Origin of the sequence: Paraburkholderia sp. PGU19 (genome assembly GCF_013426915.1) — a bacterium.
Taxonomy (GTDB): Bacteria; Pseudomonadota; Gammaproteobacteria; order Burkholderiales; family Burkholderiaceae; genus Paraburkholderia.
Genome location: NZ_AP023179.1, coordinates 3,436,344 through 3,451,517, shown reverse-complemented (window position 1 = coordinate 3,451,517; position 15,174 = coordinate 3,436,344). Strand labels below are relative to the sequence as shown.

15 protein-coding genes and 1 tRNA gene are annotated in these 15,174 nt (G+C 62.9%); 9 read left to right on the top strand and 7 right to left on the bottom strand.

Going from position 1 to position 15,174, the window contains the following annotated elements; all coding sequences use genetic code 11:
* The first annotated feature begins 21 nt into the window (after positions 1-21).
* The 5 genes from H1204_RS15685 (at position 22) to H1204_RS15665 (ending at position 3,434) form a co-directional block, all read left to right on the top strand.
* Positions 22-777, top strand: coding sequence for a cytochrome c1 (locus H1204_RS15685; RefSeq protein ID WP_180729029.1), 756 nt, complete (start codon positions 22-24; stop codon positions 775-777).
* Between the two features lie 95 nt (positions 778-872).
* Positions 873-1,484 (top strand): glutathione S-transferase N-terminal domain-containing protein, encoded by a 612-nt coding sequence (locus H1204_RS15680; RefSeq protein ID WP_006052302.1) that lies wholly within the window; start codon positions 873-875, stop codon positions 1,482-1,484.
* A gap of 69 nt (positions 1,485-1,553) precedes the next feature.
* A complete protein-coding gene (locus tag H1204_RS15675) occupies positions 1,554-2,036 on the top strand; it encodes a ClpXP protease specificity-enhancing factor (protein WP_180729028.1) in 483 nt (160 codons plus the stop codon).
* 26 nt (positions 2,037-2,062) lie between these two features.
* Positions 2,063-2,138 (top strand) — tRNA-Thr (locus H1204_RS15670).
* Between the two features lie 150 nt (positions 2,139-2,288).
* Positions 2,289-3,434, top strand: coding sequence for a class I SAM-dependent methyltransferase (locus tag H1204_RS15665; RefSeq protein ID WP_180729027.1), 1,146 nt, complete (start codon positions 2,289-2,291; stop codon positions 3,432-3,434).
* 9 nt (positions 3,435-3,443) lie between these two features.
* On the opposite strand, the gene H1204_RS15660 is transcribed toward H1204_RS15665, so the two are convergent.
* The gene (locus tag H1204_RS15660) at positions 3,444-4,712 is read right to left on the bottom strand and encodes a TIGR03862 family flavoprotein (RefSeq protein WP_180729026.1); all 1,269 of its coding nucleotides are present in this window, start codon (positions 4,710-4,712) and stop codon (positions 3,444-3,446) included.
* 269 nt (positions 4,713-4,981) lie between these two features.
* Between H1204_RS15660 and H1204_RS15655 the strand changes: the two genes are divergently transcribed.
* Entirely contained in the window at positions 4,982-5,194 is a 213-nt protein-coding gene (locus H1204_RS15655; protein ID WP_060599619.1) for a DUF1059 domain-containing protein, read from the top strand.
* A 22-nt stretch (positions 5,195-5,216) separates the two neighbouring features.
* Here H1204_RS15655 and H1204_RS15650 read toward each other — a convergent pair whose 3' ends face one another.
* The 3 genes from H1204_RS15650 to H1204_RS15640 form a co-directional block, all read right to left on the bottom strand.
* The gene (locus tag H1204_RS15650; protein WP_180729025.1) at positions 5,217-6,761 is read right to left on the bottom strand and encodes an altronate dehydratase family protein; all 1,545 of its coding nucleotides are present in this window, start codon (positions 6,759-6,761) and stop codon (positions 5,217-5,219) included.
* 22 nt (positions 6,762-6,783) lie between these two features.
* The gene (locus tag H1204_RS15645) at positions 6,784-8,073 is read right to left on the bottom strand and encodes an MFS transporter (RefSeq protein WP_180729024.1); all 1,290 of its coding nucleotides are present in this window, start codon (positions 8,071-8,073) and stop codon (positions 6,784-6,786) included.
* Between the two features lie 415 nt (positions 8,074-8,488).
* Positions 8,489-8,809, bottom strand: coding sequence for a hypothetical protein (locus tag H1204_RS15640; RefSeq protein ID WP_007731784.1), 321 nt, complete (start codon positions 8,807-8,809; stop codon positions 8,489-8,491).
* A gap of 392 nt (positions 8,810-9,201) precedes the next feature.
* On the opposite strand from H1204_RS15640, the gene H1204_RS15635 reads away from it, so the two are divergent.
* On the top strand, positions 9,202-10,032 hold the full coding sequence (locus tag H1204_RS15635; RefSeq protein ID WP_180729023.1) for an SAM-dependent methyltransferase: 831 nt from the start codon (positions 9,202-9,204) through the stop codon (positions 10,030-10,032).
* 21 nt (positions 10,033-10,053) lie between these two features.
* Here H1204_RS15635 and H1204_RS15630 read toward each other — a convergent pair whose 3' ends face one another.
* Together H1204_RS15630 and H1204_RS15625 are read right to left on the bottom strand one after the other, a co-directional pair.
* On the bottom strand, positions 10,054-10,623 hold the full coding sequence (locus H1204_RS15630; RefSeq protein ID WP_180729022.1) for a DUF1415 domain-containing protein: 570 nt from the start codon (positions 10,621-10,623) through the stop codon (positions 10,054-10,056).
* Positions 10,624-10,651: 28 nt separating this feature from the next.
* Positions 10,652-11,284, bottom strand: a complete 633-nt coding sequence (locus H1204_RS15625; protein WP_180730976.1) for a TetR/AcrR family transcriptional regulator — start codon at positions 11,282-11,284, stop codon at positions 10,652-10,654.
* A gap of 169 nt (positions 11,285-11,453) precedes the next feature.
* On the opposite strand from H1204_RS15625, the gene H1204_RS15620 reads away from it, so the two are divergent.
* Both H1204_RS15620 and H1204_RS15615 read left to right on the top strand, forming a co-directional pair.
* Positions 11,454-12,737: an MFS transporter gene (locus H1204_RS15620; RefSeq protein WP_180729021.1), complete on the top strand. Its 1,284-nt coding sequence runs from the start codon at positions 11,454-11,456 to the stop codon at positions 12,735-12,737.
* A 186-nt stretch (positions 12,738-12,923) separates the two neighbouring features.
* Entirely contained in the window at positions 12,924-13,517 is a 594-nt protein-coding gene (locus H1204_RS15615) for a nitroreductase family protein (protein ID WP_180729020.1), read from the top strand.
* 106 nt (positions 13,518-13,623) lie between these two features.
* Here H1204_RS15615 and H1204_RS15610 read toward each other — a convergent pair whose 3' ends face one another.
* The gene (locus H1204_RS15610; RefSeq protein ID WP_180729019.1) at positions 13,624-15,093 is read right to left on the bottom strand and encodes an MFS transporter; all 1,470 of its coding nucleotides are present in this window, start codon (positions 15,091-15,093) and stop codon (positions 13,624-13,626) included.
* Positions 15,094-15,174: the final 81 nt, after the last annotated feature.

Here is a 15,174-nt window from a genome sequence, read left to right as displayed (position 1 = left end):
GCGAGCCAGGAGAAAACGAAAATGAGAAAACTGCTTTCGACGCTCGCGCTGCTCGGTGCAACCGTGCTGGCGCTATCCGCGGCGTCCGTTCGCGCGGAAGGCGAATTCCCGCTCGACCGTGCGCCCGACAACGCGGACAATATTGCTTCGTTGCAGCACGGCGCCCAATTGTTTGTAAACTACTGCCTGAATTGCCATAGTGCGAACCTGATGCGGTACAGCCGATTGCAGGATATCGGCATTTCGCAGAAGGAAATTGAAAAAAACCTGCTGTTCACGACAGATAAAGTCGGTAACACGATGACGGTCGCAATGCGCCCCGACGACGCGAAAGCGTGGTTCGGCGCGACGCCGCCGGATCTGTCGGTGGAAGCGCGGGCAAGAAACCGCGACTGGCTGTATACGTATTTGCGCAGTTTTTACCGCGATGACACACGGCCGACCGGCTGGAACAATATGGTGTACGAAAACGTGAGCATGCCTCACGTGCTGTGGCAGCTTCAGGGGCAAAGAACGGCGAAGTTCGAAGACGAAATCGACGAACACACGAAGGAAAAGGTCAAGAAATTCATGGGATACCAGCAGGTCACGCCGGGGACGATGTCGCCGGTAGATTATGATTCTGCTGTGGCCGACCTCGTGTCGTACCTGTCATGGATGTCCGAACCGACGCAGAAGACCCGTCGCCAGCTTGGTGTGTGGGTGCTGCTGTTTCTGGGCGTCCTGAGCTTTTTCGCCTGGCGACTGAACGCCGCGTACTGGAAAGATATCAAATAGTCACGCCGTAACTGGTGTGGGGCCGGCGCAAGGGAAGACCTGCAGGACGGTTTTCCCACTCGCTGGCCCTTTAAGTTTTTTGAGGAAACGCAAACATGATGGTTCTGTATTCCGGCACTACTTGCCCGTTCTCCCAGCGCTGCCGGCTGGTGTTGTTCGAAAAGGGCATGGACTTCGAAATCCGCGACGTCGACCTGTTCAACAAACCGGAAGACATCGCCGTGATGAATCCGTATGGTCAGGTGCCGATCCTCGTCGAACGGGATCTGATCCTGTACGAATCGAACATCATCAACGAGTACATCGACGAGCGCTTCCCGCATCCGCAACTGATGCCCGCCGATCCCGTCCAGCGTGCTCGCGCACGTCTGTTCCTGCTCAATTTCGAGAAGGAGCTGTTCGTTCACGTCGGCACGCTCGAGAACGAGAAGGGCAAGGCCGCCGAGAAGAACCACGAAAAGGCGCGCCTGGCCATTCGCGACCGCCTGACGCAGCTCGCACCGATCTTCCTGAAGAACAAGTACATGCTCGGCGAAGAGTTCTCGATGCTCGACGTCGCGATCGCGCCGTTGTTGTGGCGTCTGGATCACTACGGCATCGAACTGTCGAAGAACGCTGCGCCGCTGATGAAGTACGCCGAGCGTATTTTCAGCCGTCCGGCCTATATCGAAGCGCTGACGCCGTCGGAAAAGGTGATGCGCCGCTGAGTTTGAGATTGGCTTCGGGTGTGGCGCGCGGCGTCTGGTTCGCGCGCCTGCCCGGCAAAAGGACAGTTGATGCAAGAGATTTCCACGAAGCCGTACCTGCTGCGCGCGCTGTACGAATGGTGTACCGATAACGGCTATACGCCGCATATCGCGGTGCGTGTCGATAACCAGACGCGCGTGCCGCGCCAGTTCGTGCGCGACAACGAGATCGTGTTGAACATCAGCTTCGAGGCGACGAGCCAGCTGCAGATGGGCAACGAGTGGATCGAGTTCAACGCGCGGTTCTCGGGCAAGTCGCACAAGATCGAGGTGCCCGTTGCGAACGTGCTCGCCATTTACGCGCGCGAGAACGGGCAAGGCATGGCGTTCCCGGTCGAGTCGGCGGGCGGCGAGGCGACGGATTCCGAGGACGAAGAAGCCGTGATCGCCGAAGCGCCGGAAGCGGCGCCACAGGCCGCTGCGGAAAAAATCAGCGAAACCGATGAAGAGCCGCGTCCCGACGACGATGGAACAAAAGGCGGCGGAAGAGGTCACCTCAAAGTCGTGAAATGAAGTAGAATCGCGGTCTCAAGTCTCACGCCGGCTTAGCTCATCAGGTAGAGCGCTTGACTTGTAATCATGAGGTGGCGGGTTCGAGTCCTGCAGCCGGCACCAGTATCAAAAAAACGGGTTACACGGGCATACCGTGTAACCCGTTTTTCTTTGGTCCAATCCACTGTCTCCCGTTCAGTCGTCCTCAAAAGTCTCATCCCTCCGAAACGGACACGATGTCGACGAGGCCCAACGGTTCAATAGAATACGGACATGACCAATTTCCCCACGCTCACCTGGCCCGAAGCCGACGGCCCGCAATCCGCTCGCTGGCGCTCGGAAGCCGCCGTTCCGCCCGCGAAGCGCGTCGTGATCGCTGACGACCGCACGACAGCCGACGCCGCCTACCGCCTTGCCTGCGAAGGCACTGCGTTGTTGTGGCGCGGCGACTTCCAGAACGCGCGTCAGTTGCTGCAAGCGATGACCCGCCGCCTGGAACGCAAGCCGCGCAAGCAGGCTGCTGAAACCCTTCTGGATGCATTCAACCTGCACCGGCAAGCGCAGTCGCAACGCGCGCGCACGCTCGGCATGCTGCTGATCCCGCTCGAAGGCGACTACACGATTCCATTGCGCCGCGCGCCGAACGTGCAGCAGACATGCGAAGAAGTCTACGGCCCGCCTTCGCAGGAACCGTCCGTGGTCTCGTTGCGCGAACTGCTCGGCATGATCGGCGCGCATGAGTGGCGCAAGAAGGGCGTTGAGATTCCCGCTTTGCAGGAGCGCATCCATCCGTACTACGGCGTGTTCTCCCCCGTGCGCGGCGAGTATGTCGATCTGGTCGCGCGAACGCCGCTTCCATCGGTGGAAAAGGCGTTCGATATTGGTGTCGGCACGGGCGTGCTGTCGGCGGTGCTCGCGAAGCGGGGCGTCAAGCGGATCGTCGCGACCGATCAGGACCCGCGCGCGCTCGCGTGCGCCAAAGAGAACCTGACGCGGCTCGGCTACGACAAACAGGTCGATGTGATCGCGGCCGATCTGTTTCCCGAAGGTCGCGCGCCGCTCGTCGTCTGCAATCCACCGTGGGTGCCGGCGCGTCCGGCGTCGCCGATCGAAAGCGCCGTGTACGACTACGAAAGCCGCATGCTGCTCGGCTTTCTGAACGGACTCGGCGCTCATCTTTCACCGGGCGGCGAGGGCTGGCTGATTCTGTCGGACTTCGCGGAACATCTGGGCATGCGCACGCGCGACTGGCTGCTGGCCGCCATCGACAACGCGGGTCTGGTTGTCGTCGGACGCGAGGACATCAAGCCGCGTCATCCGAAAGCGACGGACGCCGCCGATCCGCTGCACGCCGCGCGTCAGGCCGAAGTCACTTCGCTGTGGCGCCTCAAGGCCAAGAGAGTCGCAACGAAGCCGTGACCGGGTGAGTTAGCGCCGAAGGATATAAGCCAGCGCGCCGCGTCCAGCCACGAGGCCGCTGGCGAAGCACGCGGTCAACAGATAACCGCCCGTCGGCGCTTCCCAGTCGAGCATCTCGCCCGCGCAGAACACGCCGGGCAACTGCCGGATCATCAACGCGCCATCGAGCGCTTCGAACGGAATGCCGCCTGCGCTGCTGATCGCTTCGTCGATGGGCCGCGCGCGCGTCAGCCGCAGCGGCAATGATTTGATGGCTTGCGCGAGCTTCGCTGCATCGGTGAAGTCTTCCTTCGACAGACACTCGTGCAGCAAGCCGAGCTTCACGCCCGTGATACCGATACGGCTGTGCAAGTGGCTCGACATCGAGCGCGAGCCGCGCGGCCGCGTCACTTCATCGATCACACGTTGCGCGCTCAAGCCCGGCGCGAGATCGAGCGTTATCGTTGCTTCGCCATTGGCGAGCAGGCGATCGCGAATCACCGAAGACAGCGCATACACGAGGCTCCCTTCGATCCCCGTCGACGTCACAACGAACTCACCTTGTCGATGCTGGACCGTGCCGTCCACGCTTTCCACGGCGATCGAAACGGGCTTCACCGGCTGGCCCGCGTAGCGTTGGCGGAAGTATTCGGTCCAGTCCGCGTCGAAGCCGCAGTTCGCGGGCAACAGCGGCGCGATGGAAATCTCGCGCTGCTGCATCAACGGAACCCATGCGGCATCGGAGCCGAGGCGCGCCCAACTGCCGCCGCCCAGCGCGAACACGACGGCATCCGCGCACATTTCGCGCTCACCCTCGGGCGTCGCGAAGCGCAGGCGATGCGCATCGGACGAAGCGGGCTCAGCCCAGCCGATCCATTTATGTCGCATGTGAAATTGCACGCGCGCTTCGCGCAACCGATGCAACCACGCGCGCAGCATCGGCGCGGCCTTCATGTCGGTCGGAAACACACGGCCCGAACTGCCGATGAAGGTCGCGACGCCCAGTTCGTCGAGCCATGTACGCAGTGCGTCCGGACCGAACACGTCGAGTAACGGCGCGATGTCGGCGCGGCGCTTGCCGTATCGGCCGAGAAACGGCTCGATCGGCTCGGAGTGCGTGATGTTCATGCCGCCTTTGCCCGCCATCAAAAACTTGCGTCCGACGGATGGCATCGCGTCATACACGTCGACGCGCGCGCCGCCGCTCGCCAGCGCTTCGGCGGCCATCAGCCCCGCAGGGCCGCCGCCGATAACGGCAACGCGGGCGTGATGCGAGGGGTGATCGGACGAATTCGGCATCGATGGAAAGTGACGTGAATGGCGGTGAAACGCGCTCGGCGCGAAGGCCGGTATTGTCCCACCCACCTGGAAGCGGGGCAAACCCGGAGCAGGCGGGCACACACTGCGACCTATACTTTTCTCACCCACCTTCCTTTCCGGCGCACGCCGCGCCGCCCGGCCGCGCACAACTCACTCATTTCCCGCTGCCGGAAGCCTCGCCGATATGCACGCCGAGGCGACGCCAGCGCACGCGTTGCGCGCAATCACTTTGATCTGAGGAGTCTGTCATGGGTCGCAAATACATCGATTGCCGCGAATGCCCGAGCGACATCAACTGCACGGTCGCCCTATGCGCCGATTCGGAAAGCGAACTGCTCGAAGCTGCCGTTGCTCACGCGATGCAGGCGCACAAGCATAGCGACTCGCCCGAACTGCGCGCGCAACTGAAGTCGATGTTCCACGATGGCACGCCGCCGCTCGGCGCGCCTGCCGCTGCGTAACGTCAGTCCGGCCGATCCGCGCTCAGGTCACCACGCCGACTTGCCAGGGCACGAACTCGTTCTGTCCATAGCCGTGCAGTTCGCTTTTCGAGCGCGTGCCTGACGCGCAGTCGAGCATCATCTGGAAGATGTCCGCGCCGAGTTGATCGATGGAGGCCGTGCCGTCGATCACGCCGCCGCAGTTGATGTCGATGTCCTCTTCCTGACGTTCCCACAGCGCGGTGTTGGTCGCGAGCTTCAACGACGGGGACGGCGCGCAGCCATAGGCGGAACCGCGTCCTGTCGTGAAGCAGATCAGGTTGGCGCCCGAAGCGACCTGGCCCGTCGCCGACATCGGGTCATAGCCGGGTGAATCCATGAACACGAAGCCCTTCGCGCGAATCGGCTGCGCGTACTCGTACACGTCGACGAGGTTTGTCGTGCCGCCTTTCGCCACCGCGCCGAGCGACTTTTCGAGGATGGTCGTCAAGCCGCCGACCTTGTTGCCCGCCGACGGATTGTTGTCGAGTGCCGCGCCGTTGCGCGTGCAGTAGTCCTGCCACCACGCGATGCGCGCCAGCAGCTTCTCGCCGACTTCGCGGCTCACCGCGCGGCGCGTGAGCAGGTGCTCCGCGCCGTAGACCTCGGGCGTCTCGGACAGTATCGCCGTGCCGCCATGCTGCACGAGCCGGTCGACGGCCGCACCCAGCGCCGGATTCGCCGAGATGCCCGAATAGCCGTCCGAGCCGCCGCACTGCAAGCCGACCATCAGATGCGACGCGCTCACCTTCTCGCGTACCGCGCGGTTCGCGTCGGTGAGCATGTCGCGCACCATCGCGATGCCACGCTCGATGGTTTTGCGTGTGCCGCCGCTGTCCTGAATCGTGAAGCTGCGCAGTTGCGCGGTGTTGTCGGCGAGACCGCCGGATTCGAGCACGCCGCCAATCTGGTTCGTCTCGCAGCCCAGCCCGACGAACAGCACCGACGCGAAGTTCGGATGCGACGCGTAGCCTGCGAGCGTGCGCTGCAGGATCGCCATGCCTTCGCCGCGCAGATCGACGCCGCAGCCAAGACCGTGGGTCAACGCGATCACACCGTCGACGTTTGGGTACGCCGCGAGTTCTTCCGGATGCACGTCGGGCCGGAAATGATCGGCGATCGCGCGCGCGACGGTCGCTGAGCAGTTCACGCTCGTCAGAATGCCGATGTAGTTGCGCGTCGCGACGCGGCCGTCCGCTCGACGGATGCCCATGAAATGCGCCGGTTCGCGGGCCGCTCCAGTTGGATGCGTGTCGACGCCGAATTCGTGCTCGCGCGCGAATTCGGCCATGCCGAGGTTGTGCGTGTGCACGTGCTGTCCACGCGCAATCGCCTCGCGCGCGACGCCGATGATCTGGTTGTAGCGCTTGACGGGTTCGCCCTTCGCGATCGCGCGCGTCGCGATCTTGTGACCGGGCGGAATCAGACCCGTCACGACCAGGTCCTCGGTTTCGATGCGCGTGCCCGACACGAGCTGGCGCGTCGCGATGATCACGTCGTCGTTCGGATGAAGACGGATGGCGGCGTGCGCGGCGATGGCTGTCGACATTATTCGGTACCTTATTGAAAAATCAGACGTGCGAGCGTTGCGCGCCTTCCGGCACGTAGGGGCGTTCGGGATCGGCGGGCAGCGGCTCGATGCGGCCGACGATCACAAGATAGCTGAACGCGCCGAGAAAGCAGAAGCCGCCCGCGACGACCAGCGGAATCGTGAACGAGCCTTTGGTCAGCGCAACCATCACGCCCGTGAACGTTGTGATGACGATCCCCGCCAGGTTCGACGCGAAGTTCTGGATACCGCTGATCGACGCGACGTGACGCGGCGTGGGGGCGACGTCGGCGGGCAGCGACCAGATGCTGGCGGCGGCGAACGCGAGGCTGCCGTACGCGATGCCGAAGAACGCGAGCATCAGATAGATGTTCGACGTGAACGCCGACAGCGTGATCACCGACGACAGCAGCATACCGCCGACCATGCAGGTCTTGCGCGCCGCCGTGAGGCTCCAGCCGCGCCGGAACAGCGCATCCGAGACCAGCCCGCCGATCCAGCCGCCCGGAATCGACATCAGCGCGGGAATCATGCCGAGCGTGCCGAGCGACTTCAGCGAAAAGCCGCGCGTCTGCACGAGATAGCTCGGAAACCACGTGATGAAAAAGTAGATCACGAAGTTCAGGCAGAAGAAGCCGAGCATCATGCCCCACAGCGTGCGATGACGAAACAGCGACGCCCACGTGACCTTGTCGGCGGCGCGCGCGGCACGGGTATCGGGCACGACGTCCTGTTCGCCCGTCATGTCGCCGTGCGCCGGGCTGCGGTAGATCACGAGCCAGCCGACGATCCACACCGCCCCGATGATCCCCGTGACGACGAACGACGCCTTCCAGCCAAGTGTGCCGATGATCAGCGCGACGACGGGAATCGACAGCGCCGAGCCGACGCGCGAGCCGCTGTCGAAGATGCTCGTCGCGAGCGCGCGCTGCGACGGCTTGAACCATTGGCTGACGAGCTTAGCGCAGGACGGATACGCGCCCGCCTCGCCGACGCCGAGCATCAGCCGGCAGCCGAACATGCCGGCGACGCTGCTCGCGCCTGCCGTCGCCGCCGTGAACAGCGACCACCAGCCGACGGCGAGCGGCAACGCGATGCGCGCGCCGACGCGATCGACGAACCAGCCGAACGGCATTTGCATCAGCGCGTAAGTCCAGAAGAAGCCGCTCAGGATAAAGCCCATTTGCGCCGGGCCGATGCCGAGCGCCTTCTGGATTTCAGGCGCGGCAACAGCCAGATTCGCGCGGTCGATGTAGTTCACCGCGATAGCAAGAAAGCACAGCAAGATCACCACCCACCGCATTTTCCTCATGACGACGTCTCCTCCGTTGGCGGCATCTGTCGTATGGTTGGCGCCCCTCGGCGATGCCGGTCCGGTGGTCGCTTTCCTACGGTCGTGCTGCGAGCGTGTGGCGGATGCTGTGTGTCGGCGTACCGTTCTGTGGCGGGACTGCCGTATTGCATGAGTCGGGACGAAGAGGCGGCTTGCGTCTTATGCGCTTATTGAATTTCGACCTGACCAGTTGGGCATGATAGAAGTCATCTCGTGCAGGCGCATGCTGCGACGCAGCGGCATCAGCATGTGAGACAAGAGGGGAAATGGGAAGCAACATGTAGGCCGAGGCGCAAAACCTGGCCAAAGGCTGTCGCAAACGGCTACGAGCCAAAGCAGACAAAGGGAAATTGGAAAACGGCTGCGCGAGCGGGCCGCGCAGCCGTCGGCGGACTCAGCCCGGATAGGCTTCGTCGACTTTGAGTCCGGCCAGTTTGAAGATCACGCGCAATGTCTGAGGCTTGATGTCGCGGCGCGACGCGAGCGTCGTCATCACGAAGTCCAGCACTTTCGCGTATTTGAGCAGGGTGAGGCACGTCTCCATATCGACGCTGCCGTCGCGCATGACTTCCGCGAGCCGCAGCATTTCCACCGAGATGTCGCGCGCCATTTCGAGTTCCAGTTGCTGCTTTTCTGTCCACTCGGGCGTGGCCAGCAGCTTCGCCATGAGCTCCTGAAACTTTTGCTCGGCGTTTCCGTTGGGTGTCGTATCCATTTGCCGCCTCATCAGATCTGAGCGCGCTTCGTTGCAGTCCCGGCGCACTTCAGGTTACATAACGTTCGAACCCCTGTTCCGGCTCGACCTCCCCCACGCGTACCGGCGGTTCTTTGACGTTGCAGTAACCGGTAGCTTGTCTTTCTTTATGCATCCTGCAAGCCGCCATGCTCTATCTGGCTTGCATCAGACGACTGCCTTGCGACACGCCCTTCAGCAGGTTCGAACCCGGGCGATGCTCAGGCACGAACTATTCCAAGCCAGGTGCGATATCGCCGTCCGCGCGCAAGAACCGGGACCGTCCGTCGCGCTTTGGGTAAACTGACAGACACTTTTCCCTTTTTCCGTCACCTGACGCACGTTCGCGATGCAATCGGTGGCACGCTCATTCGATGTCCAGCAAATCCTACGAAGTCCGTCCTAACCAGTCCGTCGAGTTGCTGAAGGAACTCCATATCCTCACGCGCGACGGCAAGATGAACCAGGACAGCCGCCGCAAGCTGAAGCAGGTTTATCACCTGTTTCAGTTCATCGAGCCGTTGCTCCAGGACGTGAAAGCGACGAAAGGCGAACTGTCCCTTGTTGATCACGGCGCGGGCAAGTCCTACCTCGGCTTTATTCTCTACGACCTGTTCGTCAAGGAACTGCGGGATAACTCGCATATCTACGGCATTGAGACGCGCGAGGAACTCGTTTCGAAGTCAGAGGAGCTGGCGGCACGCCTCGGCTTCAAGGGTATGTCGTTTCTCAATCTTTCCGTAGCTGAATCGATTACATCGGACAAACTGCCGCCGAACGTGGACATCGTCACCGCTTTGCACGCGTGCGATACGGCCACCGACGACGCAATCCGCTTCGCGCTCGAAAAACATGCGAAATACATCGTCGTCGTCCCGTGCTGCCAGGCGGAAGTGGCGGGCGTTCTGCGCAGGAACAAGGGCAAGTCGCTGGCGAACGCGTTGACGGAAATCTGGCGGCACCCGCTGCATACGCGCGAATTCGGCAGCCAGATCACCAACGTGCTGCGCTGCCTGCAACTGGAAGCGCACGGCTATCAGGTCAACGTGACGGAGCTGGTCGGCTGGGAGCATTCGATGAAAAACGAGCTCATCGTCGCGACCTACAAGGATTTGCCGCGCCGGCGGCCCGCCGAGCGGCTCAATGAAGTGATGGATACGCTCGGCATTGCGGAACTGCGCGAGCGGTTCTACGCCGAGGCTTGAGCCTCACCGAGCGTTAGCCGGTCAGTCGTTGGCCGGCTCGCTCATCCATTTGTGCCAGCCTTCCGGGCCGAGACGACGCAACGTTTCCATGTTGCGCTCGTAGATGTCGGCGGCGTCCGGAAAGGCGTCGACCGCGCGGTCGATGCTCGCTTCCCGCAGCAAATGCAGAATCGGGTAGGGCGCGCGGTTCGTGTAGTTTTCGATATCGTCTGGCTCGTGGCCTTCGAACTGATACTGAGGGTGAAAGCTGGCGATCTGCAGCGTGCCTTCGAGGCGCAGTTGCTTCAGCATTCGGTCCGCGAAGAACAGGCAGTCGTTGTATTCGAGAAAATCGCCGAGCGCGTGCGGAATGATGAGCAGTGTCGTGTCGATGGCGGCGGGATCGGCATCCACCAAAGTGCGCAGCTCGGTTTCCAGATCCGCCAATACGCCTTCCATCTCGGTCGCTTCGCTGATCGCGTAGCGAATCTGCTCCTTCACGTGTACTGCCTTCGCGAACGGGCACAGGTTTAGCCCGATCACGGCACGCGTCAGCCAGTGGCGCGTGGCGTCGAGGATGGCATCGTGCGATTGGGGAGGCGTTGAAGACATGGCGGTGCGGGCAGGAAAGGCAAAACCGCTATTTTACCGACGCCTCTCCACACGCCTGCGCGACAAGTTGCTCTGCCACGCGCGGCGCGACCGCAATCGGTCCGCAGCCCGGTCCGTAGGTCTGGCTCGACGCGTAGATTCCTTCGATCAGCAACGCGAGCGCGTTCGCCAGTTCGCCCGGATCGCGCGCGCCCGCTTCCGTGCAGAGCGCGTTGAGCCGCTCCATCAGTTTCGTCTTGTTGTTCAGTACACAGAGCCGCGCCGGATGTGCCGGGTCCGGAAATTCCGCCGATACATTGACGAACGGGCAGCCGCGATAGTCTTCCTTCGATGCGCGCCCCGCCAGATCCTCGAAATACTGGCCGATCTGTTTCCGAGGCTCACCCGGATGTTTGGCGAGACTTTCGTCGAAACGTCTGAAGAACTGCTCGTCCGACTGTTCCAGGTACGCGACTACCAGATCGTCTTTCGAAGAGAACTGGCGGTACAGACTCATCTTGTTGACGCCCGCCCGCTCGACGACGGCATCGACGCCCACCGCGCGCACGCCTTCCTTGTAGAACAGATCGGCGGCGGCGCGCAAAAGATGCTGCTGTGCTTCGGAACCGGCCGTTTGCGAACGACGGCTCGGCGCGCGTTTGGGAGTGTCGGAATTAGCCATGATGGTCGTGTGGTCCTTGAGTCGACGCCTTGACATGTTACCGATCGGTAACTAAGATCGCAACACCGATTGTGACAGGTCAGTCACAACACCTTTACGAAAGCGGTAAAAATCAGAATGCGGCTGGCATTGCAGCACCGTGAGCCGTGACGGAAACCTTGGAGAACCGATGAACTGGGCAGCAAGAATAATTGGTGGGCGTTTCCACTACGGCTGGCTGGCCGTGGCCGTGGTGTTTCTGGTGCTGCTTGCGGCGGCCGGGACGCGCGCAACCCCGAGCGTGATGATGGTGCCGCTCGAACATGACTTTGGCTGGAGTCGCGCGACGATCTCGCTGGCCATTTCGGTGAACATCGCGCTGTACGGACTGATGGGGCCGTTTGCGGCGGCGGCGATGCAGCGTTTCGGCGTGCGTCCGACCATTCTGACGGCGCTCGGCATGATGGCGGCGGGCGTGGGCCTGTCGTCGCTGATGACGCACCCTTGGCAGATGATCCTCGTGTGGGGCGTGATGGTCGGCGGCGCGACGGGCGTGGCGGCGCTGACGCTGTCGGCGACGGTTGTGAACCGCTGGTTCAGCACGCATCGCGGTCTCGTGATGGGCATTCTCACGGCCAGTTCGGCGACGGGCCAGCTGGTGTTTCTGCCGCTGCTTGCGGCGATCGCGCAGCATCATGGCTGGCGGCCCGTCGTGTGGACGGTCGCGATCGCGGCGGCCCTAGTGCTGCCGCTGGTGGCGTTCCTGTTGCCGGAGCGTCCCGCCGACATGGCGCTGCGTCCGTTCGGCGAACCCGCCGACTCGCCCGTCAAATCCGACATGAGCAAGCAGAACCCGCTCGCGATTGCGTTCGGCACGCTGGCAATGGCGAGCAAGACGCGCGACTTCTGGCTGCTGTTCTTCAGCTTCTTCATTTGCGGCGCGAGCACCAACGGCTACGTCGGCACGCACTTGATCGCGATGTGCGGCGACTACGGGATGACGGAAGTGCAGGGCGCGTCGCTGCTCGCGGCAATGGGCATCTTCGATCTGTTCGGCACAACGCTGTCGGGCTGGCTGTCCGACCGGTTCAACGCGCGCGTGCTGCTGTTCTGGTACTACGGGCTGCGCGGCCTGTCGCTGATGTATTTGCCGCACGCATTCGGCATCGACTTCTTCGGCTTGCCGCTGTTCGCGGTGTTCTATGGTCTCGACTGGATCGCGACCGTACCGCCGACGGTGCGTCTCGCCACCGACGTCTACGGCAAGGATTCGGCGCCCGTCGTGTTCGGCTGGGTGGTCGCCGGCCATCAACTGGGTGCGGCCTTCGCGGCGCTCGGCGCGGGCATGCTGCGCGCGAGTCTCGGTACGTACACGGTGGCATCGATGATCTCGGGCGGGCTGTGTCTCGTCGCATCGATCATCGTGCTGCGGATCAACCGTGGCGAGCGGAGCGTCGCGGCGCAGGCTGCTTGATGCTGTAGTCCGCGTCACGGCGATCAGGAGCGCGTCGGGGTCGAAGGGCCTCAGCGCGCTTTTCTTATGCGCTCTTGCGTCTTAAAACTGCGCGACCAGCAGGGCGCGAACCGGACGGCTCGGGTTATGCTAGTGGGCCATCGGGCCCGCTGCCCGCCGATCATGAATTTCGACCGAGAAATGCGCATGACCACCAAACCCGCACGCACCGACGTTCCCATTCATGAGCTGATCGCCGGCCGCTGGAGCCCGCGCGCATATTCGAGCGAGCCCGTGAGCCGTGAGCAACTGCGCACGGTGCTTGAGGCGGCGCGCTGGGCGCCTTCGTCGTACAACCTGCAGCCTTGGCGCTTCGTGGTGTTCGACCGCACGGCGGACGAAGTCTCGTTCAAGAAAGCGTTCGACACGCTCGTGCCGTTCAATCAGGGCTGGAATTCGAAGGCGCCCGTGCTGATCTGCGTGACGGCGCACACGCTGACGGCAAAGGGCGAAATCAATCGTTGCGCGCCGTACGACGCGGGCGCGGCAGCACTATCGCTGGTGTTGCAGGCGCACGCGCTCGGCCTCGCGGCGCATCAGATGAGCGGCTTCGATGTCAACGCGTTCCGCAAGGCGTTCGCGGTGCCTAATGACATCGAGGTGATCGCGATGATTTCGCTCGGTCACTATGGCGACGTCGACAAACTCGACCCCGTGCTGCGCGAGCGCGAAAAGGCGGCGCGCACGCGCGTGCCGCTCGGTGATATTGCTTTTGCGGGCGGGTGGAAGAAGGCGTTTTAAGCTTGCTTCATTGCGTCATGTGTTAAACACGGAACGCGGCCGACGGCCGCGTTTTTTATTGCGCGGCTGTCTTTATTACGCGGCTGTCGCCTGCGCTCATAGGCCGTCAATCGTCGTCGATTGCGGAAAGCGGCGCGGCGACGCTTTCGAGTGGCTGCCGTTCCGCGTCCACGCCCCAGATTGCCGCGATCACCGCGGCGGCCAGCATCAGCGCCGAGCCGACCAGATAACCCGAAAACACTTCGCTGCGCTGCTGCGTGTCGATCAGCCGGCCGAAAAACGCCGGCCCCGCGATACCGCCGAGCGCCGTGCCGAACGCGTAGAACACCGCAATCGCGAGCGCGCGAATTTCAAGTGGAAACGATTCGCTGACGGTCAGATACGCCGAACTCGCCGCCGCCGACGCGAAGAAGAAAATCACCATCCACGCGATGGTCTGCGTCGTCACGGTGAGCAACTGCTGTTCGAACAGGTAGCCGCTCACGGTCAGCAGCAGCGCCGAAATCGCGTAAGTCGCGGCGATCATCTTCCGGCGCCCGATCACGTCGAACAGCCTGCCGATCAGCAGCGGCCCCGCGAAATTGCCGAGCGCGAAGGGCAGGATGTACCAGCCGATATGCTCGCCGGGCACATGATAGAAATCGGTCAACACGAGCGCGTAGGTGAAGAAAATCGCGTTGTAGAAGAACGCTTGCGCCGTCATCAGCGACAGCCCGACCAGCGCCCGCCGCCGGTGCACCATGAACAGCGTGTGGAAGACTTCGCGCAGCGTCGTGTGCTCGCGGGCACGCAGGCGCAGGCGTTTGAGCGCGTCGTCGGCGAGCGTGTGATTGTCCGCGCGAAAGCGCGCCTCGATCCCTTCGACGATCTCGCGTGCTTCCTTCTCCTCGCCGTGCGTGAGCAGCCAGCGCGGACTTTCGGGTATCCATACGCGCATCGGCAGGATCGCCAGGGCGAGCGCCGCGCCGATGAAGAAGCATGCGCGCCAGCCCCAGTCGCCGGGCAGCAGATGCGGGTCGAGCATGACCAGCGAACCGACCGCGCCAAGCGCCGCGCCGATCCAGAACGTGCCGTTGATCGCGAGATCGGTGTGTCCGCGCACGCGGGCGGGTGTGAATTCCTGGATCGTCGAATTGATCGCCGTGTACTCGCCGCCGATGCCCGCGCCCGTCAGGAAGCGAAACACCAGAAAACTCGTGAGGTTCCACGAGAAGGCGGTCGCCGCCGTCGCTGCGAGATAGAGCGCTAGCGTGATGAAGAACAGCTTGCGTCGGCCGAGCCGGTCGGTCAGCCAGCCGAAGCCGAGCGCCCCCAGCACAGCGCCAGCAATATACGCGCTGCCGGCCAGCCCGACGTCCGCGTTTGAGAAGCGCAGCACCTCGCTCGACTTCATCGCGCTCGCGACGGACCCCGCGAGCGTCACCTCCAGCCCGTCGAGCAGCCACGTCACGCCGAGCGCGACGACGATCAGCGAATGGAAGCGGCCCCACGGCAAGCGGTCGAGCCGCGAAGGCAGATCGGTTTCGACGATGCTGGCCGGGTCGGCGCGAACCGTGGCGGCGGAAGGTTCCTGCATCGAGTCTCCTGAATGAGCGAGCCAATGTTTATGAGGATTCTGTAAGCGGGCCGTCGAACAGCGTATCCTGTCGGATTCATT